Source organism: Flavobacterium sp. MMLR14_040 (assembly GCF_033657265.1).
Classification (GTDB): Bacteria; Bacteroidota; Bacteroidia; order Flavobacteriales; family Flavobacteriaceae; genus Flavobacterium.
The window spans coordinates 31,444-50,288 of the sequence record NZ_JAWVWO010000018.1 but is presented as its reverse complement, the minus strand read 5'-3'; the positions used below and the strand labels follow the sequence as shown (position 1 = coordinate 50,288).

Sequence of the window (18,845 nt, the reverse complement as noted above, 5' to 3'; positions counted from 1 at the left end):
TCAAAACCCATGGGATGTCAGAGGAACCGTATTTTAATTCGAAATATATAATAGTTATATAAATCAGCTCAATTCGTTTTTTATTTTTCTATCTGAATAATTTGAGACACAATATTACTTTTTATTTGATTTTTTTCATCTGGCTGCACACCGCCAACGGCAAGTTTAACTTTACCTTCATATTGTTGTAAATTTCCGTCGGCTGTCACATAAGACAAATCTTCTGGCGAAAGAATAAAAGTTATGGTTTTGCTTTCGCCCGGTTTTAAATTTAGCCTTTCAAATCCTTTTAGACTTTTGAGTGGCGCTTTTATGTTTGCATTTTGATTGATGATATACAATTGGGCAACTTCTTCACCGTCTGATTTTCCGGTATTAGTTATTTTTACAGAGACAGGAACGGTTTCATTCTTTTTTATTTTAGAAGGAATCGTTAATGGATCATATTTAAAGGAAGTATAGCTCAAACCATATCCAAAACCAAAAAGCGGCGTACCCTTGAAATAGCGATAGGTTTTGTTATCCATGCTGTAATCAACAAAAGCAGGCAAGTCTGAATCGCCCTTGTAAAAAGTGACAGGCAGTCTTCCCGCCGGATTATAATCTCCAAACAAAATATCAGCGACTGCTGTTCCCGTTGCCTGACCTCCGTACCACGCATTCAACACTGCAGAAATATTTTCTGCTTCCCACGGAATCGCGATCGCACTTCCGGTCATCATCACAAAGACAACTGGTTTTCCTGAAGCTTTTAATGCTTTCATTAATCGTGTTTGCACTTCAGGAAGTAGGATAGAGGTACGGTCACCACCGGCGAAACCCGGAAAATTTACCGGCATTTCTTCGCCTTCCAGCTGAGGTGATATTCCGCCAACGAAAATAAAAGCGTCTGCATCTTTATTTCGGTCGGTTAATTTCGCAAAATCAGTTTTTACAAAATTTCCGGTACGTAAGGCTACATTCGCTTTTCCTTCGCCCTGCCAATATTCAAGAACTAACTTATAAACTGTATTTTTTTTGGTAGTTAATTGAAACGTTTTTTCTCCCCATCGGTTTTTTTTCCAGGCGCTGACTACTTCTTTTCCATCAATTAAAAAGCGATAACCATCGTCTGCACTGAGTTCAAATGTAATAGAACCGTCTTTGTCTGCTGTAAAATTGGTGGTATAACGGGCAGAAAAATGATTGGCCTTTATACTTTTAATTACAACAGCGCCTTCCTGCCAAAAGTTATTAATCTCAGGTTCAATTCTTACCGCAGCAGGATTTCCGGACAAATCAACATTATCAAAATATTCGGCTTTAAAACCTGCTTTTCCCTCGTATTGATATTGATTTTTAAGATTTTGATATACTAATAAAGTATCATTTGTAAAATTAATGGCTTGTTCATAAACAACTTCCGTGTTATTGCCCAGTTTCTCTTTAATGCCATTTAGAACCGTTGTCAATTTACTCGGAATTCCGTTGTAATTTCCTAATATCGAGATCGCATTATCTGCATTGGGACCAAGAACTACAATCTTTTTCAATTTTTTACTAAGTGGCAGTATATCCTTTTCATTGCGTAGTAAAACCATTGATTGTCTTGCCATTTTTAAAGCATGCTGGCTGTGTTCCGGACTTTCCAAAACAGAAGCAGGTGTTTGCGCATATTTAACCATCGAAACAGGATCAAACATTCCGAGTCTGAAACGGATGATAAAAAGTCTTTTAACCGAAATATCAATTTGTTTCTCACTGATTTTTCCGTTTTTTACCGCCTGAACCAAAGCTTTGTAAGCATCGGTACCACAATCAATATCGGTACCGTGAAAAACCGCATCTGCCGAAGCTGATTCGGCATCAGGATGTGTTTTATGATTTTTGAAAAAGTCATCAATTGCCCAGCAGTCAGAGGTTACGTAGCCGTCAAATTTCCATTTGTTACGCAAAATATCGGTCATCAAAATATCACTCGCACAACAAGGTTGTGTTCTAAAAGCATTATAAGCACACATTACGCCGGCTACTTTTGAGCCGGTTATTAATTTTTGAAAAGCAGGTAAATAAGTATCCCAAAGTTCATAAGGTGTAACATCCACATCAAAGGTATGGCGTAGTGATTCCGGTCCGCTGTGTACGGCATAATGTTTGGCACAAGCTGCGGCTTTTAAATATTTTGGGTCATCGCCCTGTAAACCTTTTACAAATGAATCGCCTAATATGCTGGTCAGATAAGGATCTTCGCCGTAGGTTTCCTGACCGCGTCCCCAACGTGGATCGCGAAAAATATTAATATTGGGTGTCCAATAGGTAAGTCCCAGATAACGTTCGTTTGTTCTGTTTAATTCTAAAGCTTTATTGTAAATGGCTCTTCCTTCCAAAGCAGAATAATCGGCCATTTTAAAAAGAGAATTTTTATCGAATGTTGCGGCCATCGCTATTGCCTGAGGATAAACCGTTGTTTTAAACGGAGTTCTTGCAACGCCGTGTAAGGTTTCGTTCCACCAGTCGTAAGCGATTATTCCAAGACGTGGAATTGCCGGCGACGAATTTAGCATCTGTGGTACTTTTTCTTCCAATGTCAAACGACCAACCAGATCATTTACCCGTTCTTCAAAAGTCAGGTTTGGATCCTGAAAAAGAAATTTTCCGGAGTTTTCCTGTGCGAAGCATAAAGAGGTGATAAATAGTAGAAATATGTATTTGAATTTTGGAGATCTCATAAGCTTTTTGTTTTGGAGTATTAAATATACAGCATTATAATTAGTTTTCAAACAACCGATTGTGTAAAGAAATGACATTTTTTTAAAATAAAAAAATTATGTTTTGTGACATTTTTTAAAAGTGAAATGATATCAGGTAATCAACGGGAGGCTTGTAATATGCAAAATGCGCACAGAATGTATTGATGTATCATTAAAATAATTACATTTACGATCTTAGTACTTTAATGATGGAAGAACACAGACATGTAACGATATATGATATTGCCGAGAAGCTTAATCTTGCGACATCAACGATTTCAAGGGCTTTAAAAGATCATCATACGATTAGTGATAAGACAATAAAAAAAGTAAAACAGACAGCTAAGGAAATGGGTTTTGTACCTAATACTTTAGCCGCAGGTTTGCGCGGGAATAAATCAAGGACTATTGGTATTTTAATTCCAACAGTAACACAACCGTTTTTATCCTCTTTAATTAGTGGTATCGAAATCACAGCTCAAAAATCGGAATATTCAGTTCTAATTATGCAATCGCATGATTCTTACGAGATGGAGGTTAATTTGGCTAAGTCCTTATACAGCAACAGAGTAAGTGGTGTTATTTGTTCACTTGCTATGGAAACAAAAGATACTTCTCACTTTAAGCAATTTTCGAATAACAATATTCCGCTTGTATTTGTAGACAGGGTTCCGAGGGATTACGATACTTTTCGTGTGGTAATCAATAATTATCTGGCAGGTTACAAAGCAACAAAACATCTCATTGAACAAGGCTGTAAAAGAATCGCGCATTTAACTGCCGGATCAGAATTTGGTACACTTTATAATGAGCGAAAAAGAGGATATATGGACGCTTTAATAGAGCACGAACTTCCTGTTGACGAAAAGCTGATTATAAACCTGAAAGAAATGACGTATGAAGATGGCGTAAAAGCTTGTAATCAATTATTTGATTTAAAAACCCGTCCTGATGGTCTTTTTGCTCCTGGTGATATTCTTGCCGTTAGTGCTGTTCAGACAGCAAAAAAACGTGGAATTAAAATACCTGAAGAGTTTGCAGTAATTGGTTTTAACGACGATCCAATCTCTAAAATTATTGAACCAAATATTTCTACCATAACACATCCGGCGGAGAAAATGGGCAAAGCCGCTGCCGAACTGATTATTAAAAACCTAAAATCGGTTAAGGAAGAAGATGCCAAAGAAATTACATTTTTAAATACACAAGTACTTATACGTGAATCTTCTAAGAGAATTTAGTTTCTCTTTTTTACTATATTATAAACCTGTTAATTGCAATATTGGCAGGTTTTTTTTATGTCAAATTCTCTCGTATTTTTTTTGCTGAAAATATTATTTTGTATTTATAAAAATGATGATCAGAATTAAAAAAATCAATTTTTATTTTTTTATTCCCATATTTTTGTATTTTAGCACAACCGATTGCAACTCTCTTATTTTTTATAAAACTATATTTTTTTAGCACTTTTTCTGCTAAATAGTATGATTTTGAGTAAAATCTCCGATTGCACCTTAAATTAAAATTGACAGAAAAGCAAAATGACGAATATTAAAAAAACTTTTTACAAATCTATTTTACTGTTTTTTGTAGTTTGCTGGTCTTCATCGGCTCAAAAAGATTACAAATTATGGCTACAATACAATAAGGTTGCTGATGTCACTTTAAAAACAGAATACCTTTCTAATATTCGGGAAATTGTTTCTTTGGGAAAATCAGAAACTGCAAAAATTGCCTTTACAGAATTACAATCCGGTTTGGATGAAATGTTGGAAAAGAAATTTGAAAATAGATCAATAATTACTGGAGATCATAATCTTATTATTGGTCCAAAAGAATCTTTAACGCCAGAAATTCAAAAGGAAATCGGAAATTTAGATCAAATAAATGACGAAGGTTTTATCATTAAATCAATTTCGATAAAAAATAAAAAACAGCTTATCATTACAGGAAAAACAGATATTGGAGTTTTATATGGCGTTTACAGTTTCCTGAGATTAATGCAAACTAATAAATCTATTCAGAATTTAAATATCACAGATTCGCCAAAAACAAACATCAGAATCTTAAATCACTGGGATAATCTGGATCGAACTGTAGAGCGCGGTTACGCCGGATTTTCGTTATGGAACTGGCAAAAACTCCCTGATTTTATAGATCAGCGTTATATTGATTATGCGCGTGCAAATGCCTCAATTGGAATTAAGGGAACGGTTTTGACGAATGTAAATGCAAACGCTTTGATCCTGACGCCGCAGTATTTAGAAAAGGTAGAAGCTTTGGCCAACGTTTTCAGACCATACGGAATCAAAGTGTATTTAACAGCACGATTTTCGGCACCAATAGAAATTGGAGGTTTAAAAACTGCCGATCCAAAAGATGCACAAGTCATTGATTGGTGGAAAAATAAAGCCAAAGAAATCTATAAAAGAATCCCCGATTTTGGCGGATTTTTGGTAAAAGCAAATTCAGAAGGTCAGCCCGGACCACAAAATTATAACAGAGATCACGTCGACGGAGCCAATATGCTGGCCGATGCCGTTGCGCCTTTTGGAGGTGTAATCATGTGGCGCGCTTTTGTGTATTCTGAACATGATGCAAACGATCGTGCCAAACAGGCTTATGCCGAATTTGTGCCTTACGACGGAAAATTTAAAGAAAATGTAATCGTTCAGGTAAAAAACGGAGCAATTGATTTTCAGCCTCGTGAACCTTTTCATCCGATGTTTGGTGCGATGCCAAAAACGCCTTTGATGATGGAATTTCAAATCACACAGGAATATCTGGGTTTTAGTACGCATTTGGTTTTTCTGCCAAAATTATTTCAGGAAGTTTTAGAATCAGACACCTATCAAAAAGGAAAAGGAACAACCGTTGCCAAAGTTATTGACGGTTCTTTAAACAAAACAAAACTCACCGGAATTGCAGGTGTTTCCAACATCGGAAATGATCTCAACTGGACAGGGCATCCTTTTGCACAGGCCAATTGGTACGGCTTTGGGAGATTGGCGTGGAATCCTTATTTAGACTCAGAAACCATTGCCGATGAATGGCTTCGATGCACATTTTCTAACGATGAAAACTTTATAAAACCAGTAAAACAAATGATGATGGATTCGCGCGAAGCCGTTGTGAATTATATGACACCGCTTGGTTTGCATCATATTATGGATACGGGACATCATTATGGTCCGGGTCCGTGGGTTTCCAATTTGTCGCGACCAGAATGGAATCCTGTTTATTATCACAAAGCAGATAAAAACGGAATTGGTTTCGACCGATCAAAAACCGGAACAAATGCGACTGCGCAATACGCTTCCGAAGTGGAGAAAATATTCGATAATCTCGAAACTTGTCCGGAGAAAGATTTGCTATGGTTTCATCACGTTTCCTGGGATTATAAATTGAAAAACGGACAAACGCTGTGGAATGATTTAGCGTTAAAATATCAGGAAGGTGTAAATCAGGTTGCAGCAATGCAAAACGTTTGGAATAAAACGCAGCAATATGTTGATGAGGAACGTTTTAAAGAAGTGCAGATGTTATTAGAAATTCAGCATAAGGAAGCAAAATGGTGGCGCGATGCGTGTTTGCTGTATTTTCAACAATATTCAAAAAAGGAATTACCTTTAGGCGTCGAAAAACCAACACAGTCTTTGGACTATTTTAAATCATTAAAATTTCCTTTTGCACCGGGAAATTAATATTCAAATTACAAAAATATGAGCACAAAAACAGCAATTGTAACCGGAGGAAATTCGGGTTTGGGTTTTGCAACAGCAAAGAAATTATGCGATAACGGCATTAAAACCTATATAATTGGAAGATCAAAAGAAAAAACAGAAGATGCCTGCAAAGAAATTGGCGAAAATGCCATTCCGGTTATTTATGATTTAAATGATTTGGGCGGAATTCCGGAAATGATTGAAAAACTAACCAAAGAAAACCCGATTGATATTTTGGTAAACAACGCTGGAATCAATCTGAAAAAAGAATTTACAGATGTTACCGATGAAGATTTTCTATCTGTAATTCACACCAATTTGTTGAGTGTTTTTGCTGTAAGTAAAGCCGTTGTGAAAAACATGAAAGAAAATAACGGTGGAAGCATCATCAATATCAGTTCGATGGCATCACAATACGGAATTCCAAAAGTAATAGCCTATTCGGCAAGTAAAGGCGCAATCGAATCGATGACAAGAGCCATGGCGGTAGAATTGGCGCCGTTTGGTATTCGTGTCAATTGCATCGCTCCTGGATTTATAAAAACCAAAATGTCTGCGGCAGCACTTGATAATGATCCCGAAAGAAAAAATAAAGTCTTGGGAAGAACGCCAATGGGCTTTTTAGGAGAACCATCAGACATTGCAGATGCCGTTTATTATTTCGCCCTGAGCGAATCAAAATACACAACAGGAACTGTTTTGCCTGTTGATGGCGGAAATAGTATTGGGTTTTAAGAGCCGATGAAATTGCTCGCAAAGTCGCAGAGTCGCCAAGTTATTTAAAAGAAAGCTTAAAAAAGAAAAACTTTGCGACTCTGCGACTTTGCGAGATTAAAAAAAATACTCAGTATGATAAAAATGCAGCAAACAATGCGTTGGTTTGGACCAAATGACAGCGTAAGTTTATTAGATATAAAACAAGCCGGAGCAACCGGAATTGTAACCGCTTTGCATCAAATTCCCGTTGGCGAAATCTGGACGGTTGAAGATATTCAGGAAAGACAGCAAATTATAAGAAACGCAGGTTTAGAATGGACGGTTGTCGAAAGTTTACCGGTTCATGAAGAAATAAAACGCGCGACCGGAAATTATCTGCAATACATTGAAAATTATAAAGTTAGCATCAAAAACTTAGCAGATTGCGGGATTAAAATTATCACGTATAATTTTATGCCTATTCTCGACTGGGTTCGAACAGAGCATAACTTTACTAATGAAGACGGAAGCAAAGCGCTTTTATATAATCAGCATGCGTTTATTTATTTTGATGTTTTTTTGCTGAAAAGACCCAACGCCGAAAATGATTATTCTGAAGCAGAAAAAGAAAATGCATTACAGTTTGGGAAGAAACTTTCTGAAGATGAGAAAGCATTACTTTTTAAAAATGTTTTATTGGGATTACCGGGAAGTAAAATCAATTTTACGGCAGAACAAATTCTCTCTTTATTGGATAATTATGCCCATATTGATAACCAAAAACTAAGAGAAAACCTGATTTATTTTTTATCAGAAGTTGCTCCGGTTGCTGAAAAATTTGTTGTAAAATTGGCCATTCATCCGGATGATCCGCCGTTTTCGGTTTTGGGATTGCCCAGAATTGTTTCTACCGAAGAAGATATAAAAGCGATTTTGAACGCTGTACCTTTAAATTCGAATGGATTGTGTTTTTGCACAGGTTCTTTGGGTGCAGATCCGAAAAATAATCTGGAGAGAATTATCGATGATTTTGGAGACCGAATTCATTTTTTGCATCTCCGAAACACCTTCCGCGAAAGCGAAACTATTTTTAGGGAATCAGAACATTTGAACGGTGATACGAAAATGGAAAAAATTGTCGAGAAAATTTTACTGCTCATGAATTCCACAAAAATAAGTCTGCCCATGCGTCCCGATCACGGGTTTCTGCATGAAGTGGATAAAGACAAGGAAACGTATCCCGGCTATTCTTTAACAGGAAGATTGAAAGGTCTTGCTGAGTTAAGAGGATTAGAAATGGGTATCGCGTATAAGCTGAACGAATTGGCGTAAGCATCAAAAGAAAATGGAATAAAGACAATAGAATAAAGAGCAAGAATTACTAACAACTAACTATTAACCTTAAACCACATAAAATGAGAATACTTAACCGCTCTCTACTGCTTTTGTCAGTTGTAGTTTTAAACAGCTGTAATGCGCAAAAAGAAAAAGAAGTTGTTTCCTTAAAAGACAGCTATAAAAATGATTTTTATATAGGAACTGCCCTGAGCGCCGATCAGATTGAAGAAAAAAACGCTAGCGAAGATTCCTTAATCGAAAGAGAATTTAATGCAATTACAGCAGAAAATATCATGAAGTCGATGTTTATTCATCCACAAAAAGACAAATACGACTTTACGCTAACAGATAAATTTATTGCTTACGGAGAAAAGAATAAAATGTTTATTCACGGTCATACTTTGATTTGGCACAGTCAGTTAGCGCCATGGATGCAAAAAATTAAGGACAGCACAGAAATGAAAGCTTTCATGAAAGATCATATCACGACAATTGTTTCTAAATACAGAGGCAGAGTAAATTCCTGGGATGTGGTGAATGAAGCTTTAAACGAAGACGGAACGTTAAGAAAATCAATTTTTCTGGACAAACTTGGGGAACAATATCTTGTAGATGCTTTTAAACTGGCTGCCGCTGCCGACCCAAAAGTGGATTTGTATTACAATGATTATAATAATGAAGAGCCGGCCAAAAGAGCGGGAAATATAGCCTTAATCAAAAAAATAAAAGCAGGCGGAGGCAAAATTGATGGAGTGGGGATTCAGGCACATTGGAAATTGGGTTATCCATCATTAGAAGAAATTGAAAAAAGTATTTTAGAATATTCTGCCCTTGGTATCAAAGTTGCTTTTACGGAACTTGATATTTCGGTTTTACCAAATCCAAAAGATTTTAGCGGTGCCGATGTAAATCAAAATTTTGAAGGCGACCCTAAAATGAATCCGTATCCTAAAACACTTCCGGATTCTGTACAAGTAAAATTGGCCGAGCGTTATGCTTCAATTTTTAAATTATTTTTAAAGCATAAAGACAAAATTAGCCGCGTTACATTTTGGGGTGTTCACGATGGACAGTCCTGGTTAAACGACTGGCCTATAAAAGGTAGGACAAATTACCCATTGTTATTTGACAGAGACTTAAAGCCCAAAAAAGCGTACAACAGTGTAATCCAGTTAAAAGAAATAAAACAATAAAATTTTCTCGTAAAAAAAACTTTTTTTTGCGAAGTACACAACCGAATGCGTATTTTGTTTGATTTAATGAAATAATTAAATACACACTTGCGAATTCTGTTTTTTTATATAATTTTACACAACCGATTGTTTTTAAAAATTTGTCATTTGAATAATGAGAAATCATATAATATTGCCATGTAGTACGTCGCTCTTTGTATGTTATTTTTGTTCTTCAAAATGACAAAAAAATAGATACCTTTTCAGGAATCAACTAACTAAAAAATAACCACACCCAGAATGAATTACATTTCTCAAAAATTATCCATTAAAGAAAAAATCGGCTATAGTTTAGGTGACCTTGCAGCAAATTTGGTTTTCCAGACCCTGATGACGTATCTCGCTTATTTTTATACTGATATCTACGGATTATCGCCAACAGATTCTTCTATAATTATGCTAGTCGTGGGTTTAATTGCGGCTTTTGTTTTCAACCCGATTATTGGTGTTTTGGCAGACAGAACCCGAACAAAATGGGGAAAATTCAGACCCTGGATTTTAATAACTGCAATTCCGCTTGGGGCGATTGCTTTACTGGCTTTTACAACACCCAATTTTTCTTATCAGGGAAAAGTAATTTACGCCGTTGTTACTTATACTTTATTGTTACTTTTTTATGCGAGTAATAATTTGCCATATTCTGCTTTAAGCGGAGTTATTACAGGAGATATGGGCGAAAGAAACAGCATGTCGGCGTATCGTTTTGTGGCCGTAATGTTTGCGCAATTCTTCGTACAGGTTTTTATGCTGGGCATTATTAAAAGTGCCGGAAATGGCGACAAAGCCGTAGGTATCGAAAAGGTAATGACCGTTTTGGCAATCATTGGAACGATCATGTTGTTAATTACATTTTTAACGACTAAAGAACGTATTATTCCAAAACCGGAACAAAAATCAAGTATTAAAGAAGATTTAAGCGATTTGATGAAAAACAAACCGTGGGTTATTATGCTAAGTCTTACCACTTTGGTATTCATTACTTTGGCAATGAAAGGCGGTTCGTATGTATATTATTTTGAAAATTATGTAGACAAAGAGCAGCTGGCGATTTTTATACAGCCGATTTTAGATGTTTTATCTACTTTAAAATTGAATTATTTTGGAAGTGATCCTGTTTCTGCCGGTTTCGGATTGTTTAATGCAGGCGGAATTATCTTCATGATTGTTGGAATTACTTTATCTAAAAGTCTGGCTGACAAATACGGAAAACGAAATATTTTCGGATTGTTTTTATTCATTTCGACCCTGTTTATTATTGCATTTTATTTCTTTCCGGCAAACGCCATCAGCTTTATGTTTTTCTCTCAGATTTTACACGGATTTTTCTACGGAATAACGATTCCGCTTCTGTGGGCGATGATTGCAGATGTTGCCGATTATTCAGAATGGCTGAATAATCGTCGTGCAACTGCTATTATTTTCTCGGCCATGATGGTGGGTTTAAAAGCCGGATTGAGTATTGGCGGTGCTTTAACCACTTCGTTTTTAGGCTTTTTTGATTATGTGCCAAATGCGTCGGGTCAAACTGCGATTGCTATAAACGGAATCAAATTATTGGTGAGTATTTTTCCTGCGGTGCCTTTTTTAATTGGCGTTGCGCTATTATTTTTCTATAAAATCGATAAAAATATGGAAGTGCAGATTGAATCTGATTTAAAAGAAAGAAGAACTTAATTATTTTATAAAAACAAAAACGACTATGCCTGAAGATAGTACTGAACAAATTAATTTCGAGCAAATTAATAAAAAAGCCATTTCGCAGCCTTTGGTTTCGCATATTTATACCGCAGATCCGTCGGCGCATGTTTTTAATGGTAAAATTTATATTTATCCGTCACATGATATTGATGCGGGGATTCCCTTTAACGATAATGGCGATCATTTTGGAATGGAAGATTACCATGTTTTTTCGATGGAAAACATTAATGCAGAAACAGTTGATAACGGAGTTGCGCTTCATGTTGATGATGTGGCCTGGGCCGAAAAACAAATGTGGGCGCCCGATGCAGCTTGTAAAAATGGAAAGTTTTACTTGTATTTTCCGGCGAAACGTGCCAACGGAATTTTTCAGATTGGCGTTGCAATAAGCGATTCTCCAGTTGGTCCTTTCTTGCCTGAACCAGAAGCTATTAAAGGAAGTTATAGTATTGATCCGGCCGTTTTTGAAGATGCAGATGGAAAATTTTATATCTATTTTGGTGGAATTTGGGGAGGTCAGCTTCAAAAATACAGAAACAATACCTACGATTTAGATCATGAAGAACCTCTTGCAAATGAACCTGCTTTAGGACCAATTGTGGCCTTGCTTACAGACGATATGCTGGAGTTTGCAGAAGAGCCAAAGGAAATTAAAATCCTCGATGAAAACGGAGAAATTTTGTTAGCCGGAGACAACGGCCGACGTTTTTTTGAAGCTTCCTGGGTACATAAATACAATGACAAATATTATTTTTCGTATTCAACAGGCGATACGCATTTTATTTGTTACGCAATTGGTGACAGTCCGTATGGGCCGTTTACATACCAAGGGCGCATTTTGAATCCGGTTGTGGGTTGGACATCGCACCATTCTATCTGTAAAGTCGAGGATGACTGGTATTTGTTTTACCACGATTCGAGTTTGTCAAAAGGCGTAACGCATTTGCGAAGCATGAAAGTAACCAAAATCGATTATCTGGAAGATGGTTCAATTATTACAATAGATCCTTACGGCATCAGAAGATCAGGAGATTAAGAAAAAGAAAAGTAATATGTTTAAATTTTATTTTCTATGAAAAAAGGAGATGAAAATGTTAGAAAAATCACCAGACAATATATTACAAACAAAATAGAAATTGATTGTGTAATATTCAATTTTGAAAATAACAGTCTTAAAGTTTTATTGGTAAAACAACAAGACAATGAAGGAGTTATATCGTGGGGACTGGCGAATGATTACATCAAAAAAGGAGAAACAATTTTGAGTACAGCTCATAATATTCTGCACCATTATATTGACGGTGATCAGTTTTTCTTAGAGCAATTAAAGGCGTTTAGCTATCAGTCGTCATCGTCGTTACAGGAAGATATTTCGATCGCATATTATGCTTTGGTAAAACGAGATAACAGCAAAGATGATTTGTTTAATGCTGATGTTAAATGGATTGGCATTAATGAAATCGTCGATTTAAACGATAAACACAAAGTAATATTAGATTTTAGCTTAAAAGAATTACGCAAAAATATCTGCAAAAGCGCGGTTGGTTTTAATTTATTGCCGGAGAAATTTACCCTTTTGCAGGTTATCAATTTGTATGAAGAAATTTTAGGAATCGAGATTAATAAATCAAATTTTAGAAGAAAGTTATTGCAGACCGGAATTGTACATGACTCCAATGAAAAGGAAGAAGATGTTTCGCACAGAGCAGCAAGGTTTTACAGTTTGAATTTGCAAAATCAGGAATTGTTATCACAGAGAGAAATAAATTTTAATTTTTAAAGAAGTTATAAGAATTGGAATAGTCCCAGCGGGACGTCATATTTTATAAATGTTAGGCTCCTATGGAACTTTAAATGATTGTGAAATTTGTTGATAACGTTTGCGTGAGGGATAATAGCGAAAAGCCCACAGCCTGACGGAGGAAGAGCGAGGACTTGCAGCGAATAGCCCGACCCGGAGGGACACGCCCAAATTATTTTTATTGTTTATGCAATATTTCAAAATACCAACATGATTTAAAAAAGCTCCAGCGGAGCGTCATATTTATAGAATTAGTATTTTTTAATGTAATGAAACCCCAGCGGGGTGGCATCTCTGGGTAGGTAATATCGCTCCGATGGAGCTTTAAAATGATTGCGATAATTTGTTAGCTATAAATATTACGCTCCGCTGGAGCTTTTTTAAATCATGTTGGTATTTGGCTATAAATATTGCGCTCCGCTGGAGCTTTTAGATTATGTTGGAATTTTGTCTATAAATGTTACGCTTTTATGGAGCTTTGAAAACATAAACAATTTAGAGCGAAAAAGTATTTTTTTATAAAGTTCGATTCACTACTTTAGCATACCAGAACAGAACGGAACAGTATGCTAAAAGAAGAACAGGAAAAATTTGTATTTGTTATCAATCACGACAGTGATGTTCCGAAATACCAGCAGTTGGTAAACGGAATAAATAATGCGATTGCGGAGAATATTTTGCAAAAGGGAGATTTGCTTCCGTCTGTAAATGCGATTTGTAAAGAAAATCAGTTGTCGAGAGATACGGTTTTTAAAGCATATTCAATTTTAAAAGATCAGAATGTCATTGATTCTGTGCCAAATAAAGGCTATTATGTTTCGGGAGAAACCAGAAAAGTGCTTTTGGTTTTAGACACATTTAAGGCGTATAAAGAGGTTTTGTATCATTCGTTTGTCAATAATTTGCCGGATAATGTGATTACAGATGTTCAGTTTCATCATTATAATATTGATGTTTTTAAAACGATCATCAATAATAGTGTTGGCAAATATTACAAATACGTGGTGATGAATTTTGATCATAAGGAAGTAGCGCCAACATTATCAGCTATTTCGAATGAGAAATTGCTTTTGATTGATTGGAATATTCATTCAAAAAAAGAAAATAATTATGTTTTTCAGGATTTTGGAAAAGCGTTTTACAGTTCATTGAAAGAAGCCGTTGATTTGTTTAAAAAGTATAAAAGCATCCATTTTATTTATCCGGATTATACGAATCATCCCAAAGAAACCGTACAGTTTTTTAAGAAGTTTTGCACCGATTTTAATTTTAAAAATGAAATTATTACCGATGCTAAAAAGTTTAATATCGAAAAAGGAATTGCGTATATCAGTATAAGCGATAGGGTTTTAGGTCACTTTTTGGAGCAATGTAAAGAGAAGGATTTAGAGCCTGGAGAAGATGTTGGTTTTTTATCGTATAACGAAACGCCAATGAAGAAATTTATATACAAAGGAATTTCGGTCGTATCGACTGATTTTAACGAAATAGGAACAAAAGCGGCCGCATTTATTACGCATGATGAAGTGATGCAGAGTTATGTGCCAACAAATTTAATTTTAAGAGAATCATTATAAGTTATGTATTATATAGGATATGATATTGGAAGTTCGTCTGTAAAAGTAGCTTTGGTTGAAGCTGAAACAGGAAAAAAAATAATCGTTTTGAATGAACCTCAAAACGAAATGGAAATTGTCGCCCTTCATTCTGACTGGGCAGAACAGGATCCTGAAATTTGGTGGCAGCACATTTGTACCGCAACCAAAAGAGCCATTCGTGAAGCAAATATTGAAGCTTCGAAAATTACGGGCGTTGGTATTTCGTACCAAATGCACGGATTGGTTATTGTGGATGCAGCTGGAAATGCACTTCGAAACTCGATTATTTGGTGTGACAGCCGTGCGGTGGAAATTGGTAATGAGGCTTTCGCCGAAATCGGAGAACAAAAATGTATGGAGCATTTATTGAATTCTCCAGGAAATTTTACGGCCTCGAAACTAAAATGGGTCAAAGAAAACGAGCCGGAAATTTATAGTAAAATTTACAAATACATGCTTCCGGGCGATTACATTGCTTTGAAACTTACAGGAGAAATCACCACTACAAAAAATGGTTTGTCTGAAGGAATGCTTTGGGATTATAAAGAAAACAAAGTAGCAAACTGGCTTTTGGATTATTACGGAATTGATCCGTCTTTGACGCCAAATATTGTAGAGAATTTTACAAATCAGGGAATTTTAAACGAAAAAGGCGCGAAAGAAGCAGGACTTCCTGTTGGTATTCCGGTGGTTTATAGAGCCGGAGATCAGCCAAATAATGCTTTGGCTTTGAATGTTTTGAATCCGGGAGAAGTCGCTGCAACGGGCGGAACTTCGGGCGTTTTTTATGCCGTTAGCGAAATGTCTTCGGGAAAAAGCACAAGAGTGAACAATTTTGTGCATGTTAATTACGAAGAAAAAACACCACGCGTTGGAAAACTTTTAAACATAAACGGAGCCGGAATTCAGTACCGTTGGCTGCGTAATAATATGGGTGACGAAACCTACGAATCGATGAATCGTAAAGCGTCAAAAATTGATGTAGGTTCTGATGGAGTTGTCGTGATTCCTTTTGGGAATGGCGCAGAGCGTATGTTCAACAATAAAAATATCGGAACACACTTTTTAAATCTCAACTTAAATATTCACAACAGCGCACATTTGTTCAGGGCTTCTTTGGAAGGAATTGCTTTTTCGTTTGTGTACGGAATGGAATGTTTAAAAGACGATAATGCTACGATAAATGTAATTAGAGCCGGAAATGATAATTTGTTTCGTTCGGAGATTTTTTCGAATACCGTAGCAACTTTAATCGGACATGAAATTGAAATTTACAATACAACCGGCGCAGTAGGAGCGGCAAGAGCAGTGGGTTTAAAAGATGGTGATTACAATAAGTTTGGTTCGAGCATTACAACCAACGATCACGTAATGACTTTTTTACCACTAAAAAATGCAGAACCGTATGCAAAAGCTTACGCGAAATGGAAACAAGAATTAGAATTAATATTAACACATAAAAAATAAAAAAATGGTAGTTTTAGGCAATAAAGAATATTACAAAGGCATTGGCCAAATAAAATTTGAAGGCAAGGAATCTGATAATCCGTTGGCATTTAAATACTACAATCCGGAACAGGTTGTGGCGGGAAAAACAATGCGCGAACATTTTAAATTTGCGATTGCGTACTGGCACACGTTCTGCGGACAAGGAAGCGATCCGTTTGGACCGGGAACTCAGAATTTTGCGTGGGATCAATCATCAGATCCAATTCAGGCAGCAAAAGATAAAGCGGATGCTGCATTTGAATTTATCAGCAAAATGGGATTTGATTATTTCTGTTTTCACGATTATGATTTGATTGCTGAAGGACCAACTTTCGCAGAATCAGAAAAACGTTTGGCAACGATTACGGAATACTTAAAACAGAAAAAAGCAGAGTCCGGAATTAAATTGCTTTGGGGAACTTCAAACTGTTTCTCAAACCCAAGATTCATGAACGGAGCTGCAACAAATCCGGATTTTAATGTAGTGGCAAGAGCAGGTGGACAAGTAAAATTAGCACTTGACGCAACAATTGCTTTAGATGGAGAAAACTACGTATTTTGGGGAGGAAGAGAAGGTTATATGTCTCTTTTGAACACAGATATGGGTAGAGAATTAGACCACATGGCACAGTTTTTAACGATGTCAAGAGATTACGCAAGATCACAAGGTTTTAAAGGAACTTTCTTTATTGAGCCAAAACCAATGGAACCATCAAAACACCAATACGATTTTGACTCTGCAACTGCGATTGGATTTTTGAAAGAATATGGTTTAGATAAAGATTTCAAAATCAATATTGAAGTAAACCATGCAACATTGGCACAACATACTTTTCAACATGAATTGGAAGTGGCTGCAAAAGCAGGAATGTTAGGAAGTATCGATGCTAACAGAGGAGATTACCAAAATGGTTGGGATACAGATCAATTCCCAAATAACATTCAGGAAACTACAGAAGCAATGCTTGTTTTCTTAAAAGCTGGCGGATTGCAAGGCGGTGGTGTAAACTTCGATGCAAAAATCAGAAGAAATTCTACAGATCTTGAAGATGTTTTCCTTGCTCACATTGGTGGTGCTGATACTTTTGCAAGAGCATTATTGACGGCAGATAAAATTATTACTTCTTCTCCTTATGAAAAATTAAGAAAAGAAAGATACAGCTCTTTCGATTCTGGAAAAGGAAAAGATTTTGCTGATGGAAAATTAAACCTTAAAGATTTGTATGACATTGCCAACCAAAATGGTGAATTGTCATTGCAAAGCGGTAAACAGGAATTGTTTGAAAATATTATTAATCAGTATATTTAATTGATGTGATAGTTATAGAAAGTTAAAAACTGAAATAACTATTTTGATAAACATTTTGTGTATAATCTTTGTCAAAGTTTTAAACTTTGACAAAGATCTACGCAACAACTATTAGCTATTAGAGGTAGTTTTGTCATTCCGAGGAACGAGGAATCTCCGCAAGTAGCTCTACAATCAAATATTTCAATCTTTGTCAATGTTGTAAGCGGGGATCCTTCCTCCGTCAGGATGACAAACTAATACTAACCAATCATAAAAACCACAAAAAAATGAAATTTTTTATTGATACAGCCAATTTACAAGACATCAAAGAAGCGCAGGAAATGGGCGTTCTGGATGGTGTAACGACAAATCCTTCGTTGATGGCGAAAGAAGGAATTACAGGAAAAGATAATATTTTGAAACATTACCTAGATATTTGCAATATTGTAGATGGAGATGTTTCTGCAGAAGTTGTTTCAACAGATTTTGACGGAATGGTAAGAGAAGGTGAGGAACTTGCTGCGCTGCATCCACAAATTGTCGTGAAGTTACCTATGATTGGCGATGGTGTAAAAGCATGCAAGTATTTTTCTTCAAAAGGAATCAAAACCAATGTAACCTTAGTGTTTTCGGCGGGACAGGCGTTACTGGCAGCAAAAGCAGGCGCTACGTATGTTTCTCCGTTTTTAGGGAGACTCGACGACATTTCAACAGACGGAATGCATTTAATTGAAGAGATACGAGAAATTTACGATAATTACGACTATCAAACTCAGATTCTCTCCGCTTCGATCAGACATACGATGCATATTGTAAATTGTGCAAAAGTAGGATCAGATGTTATGACCGGGCCACTTTCGGCTATTAAAGGATTACTGAAGCATCCGTTAACCGATATTGGATTAAACCAATTTATTGAAGATGCTAAAAAAATGAAATTATAATATTCTTACGGCCAGTTTAGTACGTCATTTTTTACTGATTTCACTAAATTTCAATTCCATAAAAAGCTCCTTTCGAATTTAATTTGAAAGGAGCTTTTTTAAATCTTATAACAACCGATTGCCTTTTATGTTGTTTTGATTCTTTTTCAAAGCTAAATAATTAATGGTTAAGAGTAAATACAATGATCTGCTGGCTTTTATTTTTCAATTTTAACAATATTTTTACTTTGGAAAACAGCTGTTTTTAAGTCAAAACATACTCTTTTTTGCTTTTTTTATTTTTTATGTTTTTTTTAATTAAATAT

The 18,845-nt window shown here is 35.9% G+C and carries 13 protein-coding genes; 12 read left to right on the top strand and 1 reads right to left on the bottom strand.

Features of this window, described 5'->3' with window-relative positions:
- Positions 1-80: 80 nt before the first annotated feature.
- On the bottom strand, positions 81-2,708 hold the full coding sequence (locus tag SD960_RS18925; RefSeq protein ID WP_318805314.1) for a glycoside hydrolase family 3 C-terminal domain-containing protein: 2,628 nt from the start codon (positions 2,706-2,708) through the stop codon (positions 81-83).
- A gap of 230 nt (positions 2,709-2,938) precedes the next feature.
- Here SD960_RS18925 and SD960_RS18920 point away from each other — a divergent pair, with 230 nt between their 5' ends.
- From SD960_RS18920 to fsa, 12 genes are all read left to right on the top strand, one after another.
- Entirely contained in the window at positions 2,939-3,970 is a 1,032-nt protein-coding gene (locus tag SD960_RS18920) for a LacI family DNA-binding transcriptional regulator (protein ID WP_318805359.1), read from the top strand.
- Positions 3,971-4,270: 300 nt separating this feature from the next.
- Entirely contained in the window at positions 4,271-6,433 is a 2,163-nt protein-coding gene (locus SD960_RS18915; RefSeq protein ID WP_318805313.1) for an alpha-glucuronidase family glycosyl hydrolase, read from the top strand.
- 18 nt (positions 6,434-6,451) lie between these two features.
- On the top strand, positions 6,452-7,189 hold the full coding sequence (locus SD960_RS18910; protein ID WP_318805312.1) for an SDR family oxidoreductase: 738 nt from the start codon (positions 6,452-6,454) through the stop codon (positions 7,187-7,189).
- Between the two features lie 123 nt (positions 7,190-7,312).
- The gene (gene uxuA, locus SD960_RS18905; protein ID WP_318805358.1) at positions 7,313-8,482 is read left to right on the top strand and encodes a mannonate dehydratase; all 1,170 of its coding nucleotides are present in this window, start codon (positions 7,313-7,315) and stop codon (positions 8,480-8,482) included.
- An 83-nt stretch (positions 8,483-8,565) separates the two neighbouring features.
- On the top strand, positions 8,566-9,681 hold the full coding sequence (locus tag SD960_RS18900) for an endo-1,4-beta-xylanase (RefSeq protein WP_318805311.1): 1,116 nt from the start codon (positions 8,566-8,568) through the stop codon (positions 9,679-9,681).
- Between the two features lie 279 nt (positions 9,682-9,960).
- Complete coding sequence (locus tag SD960_RS18895) at positions 9,961-11,394, top strand: MFS transporter (protein WP_318805310.1); 1,434 nt, start codon at positions 9,961-9,963, stop codon at positions 11,392-11,394.
- Positions 11,395-11,419: 25 nt separating this feature from the next.
- The gene (locus tag SD960_RS18890; protein WP_318805309.1) at positions 11,420-12,454 is read left to right on the top strand and encodes a glycoside hydrolase family 43 protein; all 1,035 of its coding nucleotides are present in this window, start codon (positions 11,420-11,422) and stop codon (positions 12,452-12,454) included.
- A 36-nt stretch (positions 12,455-12,490) separates the two neighbouring features.
- Positions 12,491-13,198, top strand: coding sequence for an NrtR DNA-binding winged helix domain-containing protein (locus tag SD960_RS18885; RefSeq protein ID WP_318805308.1), 708 nt, complete (start codon positions 12,491-12,493; stop codon positions 13,196-13,198).
- A 587-nt stretch (positions 13,199-13,785) separates the two neighbouring features.
- Positions 13,786-14,796: a GntR family transcriptional regulator gene (locus tag SD960_RS18880; RefSeq protein WP_318805307.1), complete on the top strand. Its 1,011-nt coding sequence runs from the start codon at positions 13,786-13,788 to the stop codon at positions 14,794-14,796.
- Positions 14,797-14,799: 3 nt separating this feature from the next.
- Entirely contained in the window at positions 14,800-16,284 is a 1,485-nt protein-coding gene (locus SD960_RS18875; protein WP_318805306.1) for a xylulokinase, read from the top strand.
- Positions 16,285-16,288: 4 nt separating this feature from the next.
- Positions 16,289-17,614, top strand: a complete 1,326-nt coding sequence (xylA, locus tag SD960_RS18870) for a xylose isomerase (protein WP_318805305.1) — start codon at positions 16,289-16,291, stop codon at positions 17,612-17,614.
- Between the two features lie 269 nt (positions 17,615-17,883).
- Positions 17,884-18,540, top strand: a complete 657-nt coding sequence (gene fsa / locus SD960_RS18865; protein ID WP_318805304.1) for a fructose-6-phosphate aldolase — start codon at positions 17,884-17,886, stop codon at positions 18,538-18,540.
- Positions 18,541-18,845 lie beyond the last annotated feature (305 nt).